This window comes from Actinoplanes sp. NPDC048791 (genome assembly GCF_040650095.1).
Taxonomy (GTDB): Bacteria; Actinomycetota; Actinomycetes; order Mycobacteriales; family Micromonosporaceae; genus Actinoplanes.
Map to the genome: position 1 here is coordinate 1 of NZ_JBEZGQ010000230.1, position 10248 is coordinate 10248.

Annotated in this window: 8 protein-coding genes; 5 read left to right on the forward strand and 3 right to left on the reverse strand. The window is 70.2% G+C overall.

Translation table 11 applies throughout. From position 1 onward, the window contains the following. Window positions 1–113: 113 nt before the first annotated feature. On the reverse strand, window positions 114–1976 hold the full coding sequence (locus AB0C29_RS18640; RefSeq protein WP_360821669.1) for a bifunctional metallophosphatase/5'-nucleotidase: 1863 nt from the start codon (window positions 1974–1976) through the stop codon (window positions 114–116). 201 nt (window positions 1977–2177) lie between these two features. On the opposite strand from AB0C29_RS18640, the gene pcrA reads away from it, so the two are divergent. Next, a complete protein-coding gene (gene pcrA, locus AB0C29_RS18645) occupies window positions 2178–4574 on the forward strand; it encodes a DNA helicase PcrA (protein WP_360821671.1) in 2397 nt (798 codons plus the stop codon). On the opposite strand, the gene AB0C29_RS18650 is transcribed toward pcrA, so the two are convergent. Continuing rightward, window positions 4571–5380, reverse strand: coding sequence for a M23 family metallopeptidase (locus tag AB0C29_RS18650; RefSeq protein WP_360821673.1), 810 nt, complete (start codon window positions 5378–5380; stop codon window positions 4571–4573). The two genes, pcrA and AB0C29_RS18650, sit on opposite strands and share 4 nt — an antisense overlap. A 161-nt stretch (window positions 5381–5541) precedes the next feature. Continuing rightward, window positions 5542–6273: a M23 family metallopeptidase gene (locus AB0C29_RS18655; protein WP_360821675.1), complete on the reverse strand. Its 732-nt coding sequence runs from the start codon at window positions 6271–6273 to the stop codon at window positions 5542–5544. Window positions 6274–6710: 437 nt separating this feature from the next. On the opposite strand from AB0C29_RS18655, the gene AB0C29_RS18660 reads away from it, so the two are divergent. The 4 genes from AB0C29_RS18660 to sucD all read left to right on the forward strand — a co-directional run bounded on the left by AB0C29_RS18660 (window position 6711) and on the right by sucD (window position 10166). Next, window positions 6711–7115, forward strand: a complete 405-nt coding sequence (locus tag AB0C29_RS18660) for a cobalamin B12-binding domain-containing protein (RefSeq protein WP_360821677.1) — start codon at window positions 6711–6713, stop codon at window positions 7113–7115. 226 nt (window positions 7116–7341) lie between these two features. After that, window positions 7342–7905 carry a hypothetical protein gene (locus AB0C29_RS18665; protein ID WP_360821679.1) on the forward strand — a complete coding sequence of 188 codons (564 nt, stop codon included), beginning with the start codon at window positions 7342–7344 and terminating at the stop codon, window positions 7903–7905. A 196-nt stretch (window positions 7906–8101) separates the two neighbouring features. Next, window positions 8102–9280 carry an ADP-forming succinate--CoA ligase subunit beta gene (sucC, locus tag AB0C29_RS18670; RefSeq protein ID WP_360556006.1) on the forward strand — a complete coding sequence of 393 codons (1179 nt, stop codon included), beginning with the start codon at window positions 8102–8104 and terminating at the stop codon, window positions 9278–9280. A gap of 4 nt (window positions 9281–9284) precedes the next feature. Then, entirely contained in the window at window positions 9285–10166 is an 882-nt protein-coding gene (gene sucD, locus AB0C29_RS18675; protein ID WP_360821681.1) for a succinate--CoA ligase subunit alpha, read from the forward strand. The last annotated feature ends 82 nt before the right edge of the window (window positions 10167–10248 follow it).

A 10248-nucleotide genomic window follows, 5' to 3' on the forward strand; every position in this document is an offset into this window, starting at 1 on the left:
GCGACGGCGATGAGTGGATCGTGACGATGCGGGTCACCGACCTGGGCTGGGCCCAGCGGCTGCTGCTGGGCCGCTCCGCAAGGAAACGGCCCGAACCGTGGGACGCGGCCCGATCAGCCGATCTTGGTGATCCGGTTGGCCGGGCCCGGCGCGACCGGGGTGCCCGCGCCGAGGTAGCCGATCAGGGCGTCGACGTCGAAGCCCGGTGCCGTGGTGCGGCCCGTGCCCAGCGTCAGGTTGGTGAAGCCGTCGCCGCCGTTGGCCAGGAAATCGTTCGTGGTGACCTGGTAGCTGGCGGCCGGGTCGATCGGGGTGCTGTTGAGGGCCAGTGCGCTCACCTTCGAGCCCGCCGGGGCGGTGCTGTCCCACGAGTAGGTGAAGCCCGCCGATACCTGCAGGATGCGCTGGGTGGTCTGCCCGCCGAAGCCGACGAACTGCTGCTCCAGCACGTTCTTGAGCTGCGCGCCGGTGAGGGTCTGGGTGACCACCAGGTTGTTGAACGGCTGCACGGTGAACGCCTCGCCGTAGGTCACCTGGCCGGTGGCCTCCCCGCCGGCCGACGCCTCGGCGTCGAAGTCGGCCCGGATGCCGCCCGGGTTCATCAGCGCGATCTGCGCGTTGGCGCTGGTCTTGGTCCAGGCCAGCTGGGCGTCCGCGATCACGTCACCGAGCGCCGACTCGCCGTTGGCGCCCGCCGTACGGGTGATGTCGCCGGTGATGGTGCCGACGACCCGGTTGGCGATCGGGGCGACCGCGGTGCGGTACTTGTCCGCGACCTTCTTGGCGTTGGGGTCGACCGTGGCCGGGTTCTTCAGGAAGACGCCGGCGGCGTCCTTGAGCCAGCCGCCCTTGCCGTCGGAGACGCCGTTCTCCACCACCACGTTCTTGGCGGTGATGTCGGCGAACCGGCCGGTGCGCCGGTCGATCGCGTAGTCGATGTCGGTGATCAGCTGGCCGTTGGTGCCGGCGCTGGTCACCACCGAGGTGCCGGCGGAGTTCGGCAGCGTGCAGGTGTAGAAGCGGTGGGTGTGGCCGGAGACCACCAGGCGGAACTCGGGGTTGAGACCTGCGACGATCGGCACGATGGGCCCGGAGAAGGCGTTGCAGTCCGAGACGCCGGGGACCGGGACCTGCTCGGAGACGTTCTGCTGGCCGCCCTGGTGCACGAGCAGCACCTGCGCCTTGACGCCGAACAGCTTGAGCAGGTGACCCCACTTGTTGGCGGTCTCGACCTCGTTGGCGAAGCGCACGTTCTGGATGCCGGCCGGGTTCACGATGCCGGCGGTGCCCTCCAGGGTGAGCCCGACGAAGCCGACCGGCACGCCGTTGACGAACTTGATGTCGATCGGCGGCAGGATCGGCAGGCCGGTCTTCTTGTTGATGGTGTTCGCCGCGAGGTAGGTGAAGTCGGCGCCGCCGAAGCCGTCGCCGTCCTGGCAGCCGTCCTTGGGGTGACAGCCACCGCGCTGCATCCGGATCAGCTCGTCGACGCCCTCGTCGAACTCGTGGTTGCCCACCGAGCTGACCTGCAGGCCGACCTCGTTCATCAGCTCGATCGTCGGCTCGTCGTGGAAGGCGGCGCTGACCAGCGGCGTCGCGCCGATCAGGTCGCCGGCGCCGACGGTGAGGGTCTTGCGGCCCTCGGCGGCGGCGTCGGCGCGCAGCTTGCGCAGGTAGGTCGCGAGGTATTCGACGCCGCCGGCCGGAGTGCCGTTGACGACCGCGCCGCTGCCGGCGGGCGGGTCGATGGCGCCGTGGAAGTCGTTGTAGCTGAGGAACTGGCCCTTGACCGTCTTGCCGGACAGTCCGTAGGACACGCTGGCCGGGGCCATGCCCGGCAGGTACTGGGCGACGGGCGTGGTGGCCGGTGCTGCGTCGGGCTTCGTCGTCGGCAGGGTGGCGACGACGGCCAGAGCGAGGGCCGGTACGGCGAGATGACGCAGCACGGCCCAGCCGCGGCGGCGGGGGTGGTCCATAGTATTCGGTCTCCCGGTCGGGTAACGGAGCAACCAACGCCTGACAGCCTGCTGTATCGACGCTGGTCAGCGCTACGGCCTGGGGATGACAGCTTGGTTGCGGCGCGGTGGTGTGGACTGCCTCGAAAGATTGTCGGGGGTGCGGCATAGACTTGTCCGGCGATGCGAGCCCTTCCGGAAAACTCCCAGCCCCTGTTCACGATGCCGCCTGTCCAGGAGGGGAAAACCCCTGGTCAGGAGGTCCCGCCCAGGCGGCAGCCGGCCCGGCGGACGGATCCGGAGACGCTGCTCGAGGGGCTCAACGGGCCGCAGCGCGACGCGGTGACCCACGCCGGCTCGCCACTGCTGATCGTCGCCGGTGCGGGTTCGGGCAAGACCCGGGTGCTGACCCACCGGATCGCCTACCTGCTGGCCGCGCGGGACGTGCATCCCGGTCAGATCATCGCGATCACCTTCACCAACAAGGCCGCCGGGGAGATGAAGGAGCGGGTCGCCGCCCTCGTCGGTCCCCGGGCCCGGCTGATGTGGGTGTCGACCTTCCACTCCGCCTGCGTGCGCATCCTGCGGGCCGAGCACGAGCACGCCGGGCTGAAGAGCACCTTCTCCATCTACGACGCGGACGACTCGCGGCGGCTGATGCAGCTCGTCGCCCGCGAGCTCGACCTGGACCCGAAGCGCTACACGGCCCGCGGCCTGGCCGCCCAGGTCTCCAACCTGAAGAACGAGCTGGTCGAGCCGGAGGAGTTCAAGGACCGGGCCAAGGGCCCCAACGAGCGGGCCGTCGCCGAGGCGTACGTGCTGTATCAGCGCCGCCTCAAGGAGGCGCACGCCCTCGACTTCGACGACATCATCATGGCGACCGTGCACCTGCTGCAGTCGCACCCGCACATCGCGGAGGCCTACCGCCGCCGCTTCCGGCACGTGATGGTCGACGAATACCAGGACACCAACCACGCCCAGTACATGCTGGTCAAGGAGCTGGTCGGGCCGGCCGAGGGCGAGATCGAGCCGGGCGAGCTGTGTGTGGTGGGCGACGCCGACCAGTCGATCTACGCGTTCCGCGGCGCCACCATCCGCAACATCCTGGAGTTCGAGCGCGACTATCCGAACGCGCGCACGATCCTGCTGGAGCAGAACTACCGCTCCACCCAGACGATCCTGTCCGCGGCCAACGCGGTCATCGACCGCAACACCTCCCGCAAGCCCAAGCGGCTCTGGAGCGACCAGGGCGCCGGTGAGCAGATCGTCGGGTACGTCGCCGACACCGAGCACGCCGAGGCCGACTGGGTGGCCCGCGAGATCGACCGGCTCACCGACAACCACGAGGTCCGCCCGGGTGACGTGGCGGTCTTCTACCGCACCAACGCACAGTCCCGCGTCTTCGAGGAGGTGTTCATCCGCGTCGGCCTGCCGTACAAGGTCGTCGGCGGGGTGCGCTTCTACGAGCGCAAGGAGGTCCGCGACGCGCTGGCCTACCTGCGCGCAGTGGTCAACGACGACGACACGGTCAGCATCCGCCGCGTGCTCAACACCCCCCGCCGTGGCATCGGCGACCGGGCCGAGGCGTGTGTGGAGGCACTGTCCACCCGCGACCGGATCTCGTTCGGCCAGGCCCTGCGCGGCGCGAAGAACGCCCCCGGCATCTCGACCCGCGCGGCCAACAGCATCGCCGACTTCGTCCAGCTCCTCGACGACCTGCGGGAGATGTCCCGGACCGCGCCGCCGGAGGAGGTGCTGGAGGCCGCGTTGCAGCGTTCCGGCCTGCTGACCGAGCTGGAGGAGAGCCTCGACCCGCAGGACCAGGGCCGGGTGGAGAACCTCCAGGAGCTCGTCAGCGTCGCCCGGGAGTACACCGAGCGGGTGGAGGCCCAGGCGGCGGAGGACGAGGACGCGCCCGCCGCGACGCTGGCCGGTTTCCTCGAGCAGGTGGCGCTGGTCGCCGACGCCGACCAGATCCCCAGCGACGATCCCGAGCACCAGGGCGTGGTCACCCTGATGACGCTGCACACCGCCAAGGGTCTCGAGTTCCCGGTGGTGTTCCTCACCGGTCTTGAGGACGGTGTCTTCCCGCACATGCGGGCCCTGGGGGACAACACCGAGCTGGAGGAGGAGCGGCGGCTGGCGTACGTCGGCATCACCCGCGCCCGCCAGCGGCTCTACCTGTCCCGCGCGGTGACCCGGTCGGCGTGGGGCCAGCCGCAGTACAACCCGCCCTCACGGTTCACCGACGAGCTGCCGGGTGAGCTGGTGCGATGGGAGCGTACGGCGGGGTCGTACACGTCGTGGTCGGGCACCGGCGGCGGTGTCGGCGGCCGTGGTGGCGGTGACCGCGGGCGTGGCGGCGGCTTCTCCGGCGGCACCCCGAAGGCGCAGCAGCTCGCCCAGCGTCTCGGCGTGGACGCGAGCAGGCTGACCACCGCGAGCGAGCTGAAGCAGGCGCCCAAGGTGGCGGCCGGCGACCGGGTCAACCACCAGCGGTACGGCCTGGGCCGGGTGGTGACCGTGGACGGCCACGGTCCCGGCGCCCGGGCCCAGATCGACTTCGGCGACCAGGTCATGTGGCTGGTGCTGCGGCACGCCCCGATCGAGAAGATCTAGCTCGCGTCGGCCGGGGTGGCGCAGCCGGTGATCTCGACGCCGTGCTCGCGCATCCAGGCGGTCGGCTCGATCGGGTTCTTGTAGCTGCCCTGGTGCACCTCGAAGTGCAGGTGCGGGCCGGTCGAGTGACCGGTCGAGCCCTCGTTGCCGATCTGGTCGCCGGCCGCGACCTGCTGCCCGACGGTCGTGGTGATCACGGACATGTGCCCGTAGTGGGTGAGGTAGCCGTTGCCGTGGTCGATCAGCACGGCGTTGCCGTAGCCCTCGGCGGGTCCGGCGGCCACGACGACGCCCGCGCCCGCGGCCCGGATCGGGGTGCCGTCCGGGGCGGCCAGGTCGACGCCGGCGTGCAGGCGGCCCCAGCGCGGGCCGAAGCAGGAGGTGGTCGCGCCTTCCGGCAGCGGGTTCACCCACAGCGGCAGCGGCTTCTCCTTGCGGGCCTGTGGGACGAACGGCACGCCCTCGTCCACGACCTGGATGCCGGCTGCGGCGGCCGACGGGGACGAGGCGACCGGGGTGGGCGTAGCCGTGGGGGACGGCGAGAGCGTGGGCGTCGGGGCCGGGGCGGGCGTGCTGGGCGCCAGGGTCGCCTGTGCGGCGGCCTGGCGGGTCTTCGCAGTGGCCGGGGAGGAGGACGCGCCGTCGGTTGCCGTCGTCAGACCTGCGACCCCCACGCCGGCCACCAGAGCGGCAGCCACGGCGTAACGGCCCTTCTCGGTGACCGGGGTGCTCGGAGCGCGGTGGCTGTGCAGCGGCGTCGTTCTGCGGTGGCGGCCGCGGACGTTCCGGTTCGCTCGATGCTGCACGCGGGGTGATCCTCCAGGTCTCGGTGTCCGACACCTGCCTGTCGGCACCGTCCTGCGGATCTTGAGGGCAGCGGGCCCAGTGCAACCAGCCCGGTTGCCGGACGGTTGCGGACATGAAAAACCGCCGGACCAGCAGCGGTCCGGCGGTGGGTGGAGCGGGATCAGGAGGCGGCGAGGTCGCCGTACACCGACTCGATGCGGAGCTTGATGTCGACGCCGTGCTCGCGCAGGAAGACGATCGGGTCGGTCGGCGCGCCCTTGACGTGCACCTCGAGGTGCAGGTGGGTGCCGTACGAGTAGCCCGTGTTGCCGACCTCACCGATGACCTGGCCGGCCTTGACCTTGTCGCCGCTCTTCACCAGCAGCCGCCGGGAGTGGGCGTAGATCATCTCGGTGCCGTCGGAGTGCTTGATGGTGATCGCGTACCCGTAGCCGCCCTGGTAGCCCGCGGAGGTCACCTCACCGGCGTGCACGGCCATGTACGGAGTGCCCTCGGGCGCCGCCAGGTCGATGCCGGCGTGCAGCTTGCCGAAACGGACGCCGTACGCGGAGGTGAACTGGTAGTCGTTCAGGGGGAGCAGCCAGGCCTCGGCCTCGGCCTGCGCCTCGGTGATCTTGGCGCTGCTCTCGCGGTCCTCGCCGCGGGAGGCGCGCTCACCCTCGGCGGTGCGCTCGGCCAGGGCGTTGTCGGCGGACGAGGCCGCTTCCAGATTCTGCAGGACCGTGGGGTTGATGGTCTTGGCGTCCGGGAGCTGCGAGGCGGCTCCCAGAGCGACCACCCCGGCGCCGACGAATGCCGACGTGACGACGACGGCATAGCGGCTGCGCGGAGGGGTGGGAACGCGGCGACGGCCGCGATAGCGGTCGGGCTCAGACGACAAGCGCTGACGCACGAACAACCCTCCGTCGGTGGCAAAGAGCGGCAGCCACCGGGCGGGGAACAGATGCTGAACGGTGGTTTGCCGAGCGGTCGGTCCGGCGTTAACCGGTTGACAGCCGTGGGCCACGGTAACGAAACGCAACGCCGGTCACAAGTCGCAGCGCCAATTCCCTGACAGTTAGCTGTCGGCATTAGGACGCGAATGTCCGAGTTGGTGGCAATTCTGAGGTGAAAGGGTGTTGGCTCTCCGTAACTGCGCTTCTAACGCAAAGTCATGTGACGTGGAATACGTTAATTGGTGCTTGCGCGCGGTGTCCTGATGGTCTTGGTGCCGGCGGGTAGTACGGAGCGGCGGCTTCCTCGGTTCAACCGTGCCGGGTTACCGTTCGTTCAGGTGGCAGTTTCCTTCTCGGCCGGCAGTGCAGCCGGTGAGCGCCGAAGGGGTCGTAGATGCAAGCACGGATCAGGGTCGTCGTGGCCAAACCAGGGCTGGACGGCCACGACAGGGGCGCGAAGGTAGTGGCACGCGCGCTGCGGGACGCCGGTATGGAGGTCGTCTACACGGGCCTGCACCAGACGCCCGAGCAGATCGTCGAGACCGCCATCCAGGAGGACGCGGACGCCATCGGGCTGTCGGTGCTCTCCGGGGCGCACATGACGCTGTTCCGGCGGGTGCTGGAACTGCTCGCGGAACGTGATGCGGCCGACATCGTGGTATTCGGCGGCGGCATCATTCCGGCCGACGACATAACCGAGCTGGAGAAGCTGGGCGTGGCCCATATCTTCACGCCGGGCGCGACGACCGCATCCATCATCGAATGGGTACGCGCCAATGTGGCCACGCCAGTGGCGTGACCAGACAACCGCAAAGAGTCAATAAGAAGTAAGGGAGAGGCCGGACGCACCCCTCACACGTCCGGCCTCTCTATGCACGATGCCCCGCCGCCACCCCTCGACCGACAGGGCATCGGCCGCTCTCGTCATCGCTCAGCGCTCCGACATCACACTCAACGACGCCCCCGAACCGGGGTTACGCGACCTGGGACGACTTTTTCGCGCGGTCCGCGTAGCCTCTCGCACCGTGCAGCCCTACCCCGTGGTCCCGCGTATCCCCGAGGACCAGCCGTTCATCGTCCGGCCCAGCGTCCGCAAGCGCGTCCTGGTCTTCGGCGGCTTCCTCCTGGCCCTGATGGCCATCCTCGGCTGCGTGCTCGGCCTGGGGGCGATCGGCTCCGACAACGGTCCCGCCCTGCTGGCGCTCTTCCTGGTGATCAGCGTCGTCTTCGCCGGCCTGTTCGGCCTGCAGATCTGGCTGCTCGCCGGCGGTGGCCCGGTGCTCGCGGTCGGGCCCGCCGGCCTGTGGATCAAGACGCGGCCGAGCCGGGGCCAGGCCATCTGGCTGCCCTGGGAGGCGATCGGCATGATCTCCCGGCGGCGCTGGAGCCTGGAGAAGATGCTCTGCGTGGCTCCCCGTGACCCCCGGGCCGAGCAGAAGCTGGGCGCGTTCACGGCCTTCGACTCCATGGTCACCCAGGCCGCGTTCGGCACCGGCTTCACCGCGACGCTCAACTACGCCGACAAGAGCGAGCAGGAGATCCTGCAGGCCGTCGCCCACTTCGCAGCGGGACGCGTCCCGCTGACCTAGCCCGGCGGCTGTGTGGTCTTGCACACCGTGCACCCGCGGCGGCGCACCCGGTGGTGAGGTGGCTAGGCTGCGAAATGAGGCCTCAGGGCCGACATTTCTCTCACGCTGGCGGCGACGCAACGACGCGCCGCGGACATCAGGTCGGGACGCGGGTACGCGGCTTGCCGGGGCAAGCGTCGCGAGCGAAAGGAGACACGTGGACCTGTTCGAGTATCAGGGGCGCGACCTGTTCGAACGGCACGGGCTGCCCGTGCTGGGCGGCGGCGTCGCCGAGACCCCGCAGGAGGCCCGCGCGATCGCCGAGCGACTCGGCGGCAAGGTCGTGGTCAAGGCGCAGGTGAAGGTCGGCGGCCGCGGCAAGGCCGGCGGCGTCAAGCTCGCCGACGGCGCGGACGAGGCCGAGGCCCGCGCGACGGACATCCTCGGGATGGACATCAAGGGCCACACCGTGCACAAGGTGATGCTCGCGGAGACCGCGGACATCAAGGAGGAGTACTACTTCTCCTACCTGCTCGACCGGGCCAACCGCACCTTCCTCTGCATCGCCTCCGTGGCCGGCGGCATGGAGATCGAGACGGTCGCCGAGGAGGACCCGGAGCGGGTCGCCAAGATCGCGATCGACGCCAACGAGGGTGTCACCGAGGCCAAGGCGCGCGAGATCGTCACCGCCGCCAAGTTCCCGGCCGAGGTCGCCGAGCCGATCGTCGACATCGCGGTGAAGCTCTGGCAGGCCTTCGTGGCCGAGGACGCGACGCTGGTCGAGGTCAACCCGCTGGCCAAGGTCGGCGACGGCCGGGTGCTGCTGCTGGACGCGAAGATCACCCTGGACGAGAACGCCGGCTTCCGGCACCCCGACCACGAGGCGCTGATCGACCAGTCCGCCGTCGACCCGCTGGAGCAGGCGGCCAAGGCCAAGAACCTCAACTACGTCAAGCTCGACGGCGAGGTCGGGATCATCGGCAACGGTGCCGGCCTGGTCATGTCGACGCTCGACGTGGTCGCGTACGCGGGCGAGGGGCACGGCGGCGTCAAGCCGGCCAACTTCCTCGACATCGGCGGCGGCGCCAGCGCCCAGGTCATGGCCAACGGCCTGGAGATCGTGCTGGGCGACCCGGCGGTCAAGTCGGTCTTCGTCAACGTCTTCGGCGGCATCACGGCCTGCGACGAGGTCGCCAACGGCATCATCCAGGCCCTCGCCCTGCTCGGTGAGCGCGGCGAGGCCGTCACCAAGCCGCTCGTGGTCCGCCTCGACGGCAACAACGCCGAGGCCGGCCGGGCGATCCTGGACCAGGCGAACAACCCGCTGGTGCAGCGGGTGGACACGATGGACGGTGCGGCCGAGCGCGCCGCCGAGCTCGCAGCTGCGGGGAAGTGACGACATGGCTATCTGGCTCACCAAGGACTCCAAGGTCATCGTCCAGGGCATGACCGGCGCGGAGGGCTCCAAGCACACCCGCCGGATGCTCGCCGCGGGCACCAACGTGGTCGGCGGTGTCAACCCGCGCAAGGCCGGCACGACCGTGGACTTCGACGGCACCTCGCTCCCGGTCTTCGCATCGGTCGGCGAGGCGATCAAGGAGACCGGCGCCGACGTGTCGGTCATCTTCGTGCCGCCGGCGTTCACCAAGGATGCGGTGCTCGAGGCGATCGACGCCGAGATCCCGCTGGCCGTCGTGATCACCGAGGGCGTGCCGGTGCAGGACTCGGCCGCGTTCTGGGCGCACAACATCGCCCAGGGTCAGAAGACCCGGATCATCGGCCCGAACTGCCCCGGCATCGCCTCGCCGGGCGCCTCCAACGCCGGCATCATCCCGGCCGACATCACCCCGGGTGGCCGCATCGGCCTGGTCAGCAAGAGCGGCACGCTGACCTACCAGCTCATGTACGAGCTGCGCGACATCGGCTTCTCCACCGCGGTCGGCATCGGCGGCGACCCGATCATCGGCACCACCCACATCGACGCGCTCAAGGCCTTCCAGGAGGACCCGGAGACCGACGCGATCGTGATGATCGGTGAGATCGGCGGCGACGCCGAGGAGCGCGCGGCCGAGTTCATCAAGGCGAACGTGACCAAGCCGGTCGTCGGCTACATCGCCGGCTTCACCGCCCCGGTCGGCAAGACCATGGGCCACGCCGGCGCGATCATCTCCGGCTCGGCCGGCACCGCCGACGCCAAGAAGGAGGCCCTCGAGGCCGCCGGCGTCAAGGTCGGCAAGACCCCGAGCGAGACCGCGCGGCTCATGCGCGAGGTCATGAGCTGACATTGGTACGGCCACAGGCGCGGGGGGGCCCGGCCGGGGGACGTGCGGCCCCCGGCGGGGCGCGGTGTGGGGCGGCTTTGAG

Bases quoted from the DNA above. Each gene is read 5' to 3' on its own strand.
- AB0C29_RS18640 (WP_360821669.1), bottom strand. From the start codon at position 1,976: ATGGACCACCCCCGCCGCCGCGGCTGGGCCGTGCTGCGTCATCTCGCC.
- pcrA (WP_360821671.1), top strand. From the start codon at position 2,178: ATGCCGCCTGTCCAGGAGGGGAAAACCCCTGGTCAGGAGGTCCCGCCC.
- AB0C29_RS18660 (WP_360821677.1), top strand. From the start codon at position 6,711: ATGCAAGCACGGATCAGGGTCGTCGTGGCCAAACCAGGGCTGGACGGC.
- sucD (WP_360821681.1), top strand. From the start codon at position 9,285: ATGGCTATCTGGCTCACCAAGGACTCCAAGGTCATCGTCCAGGGCATG.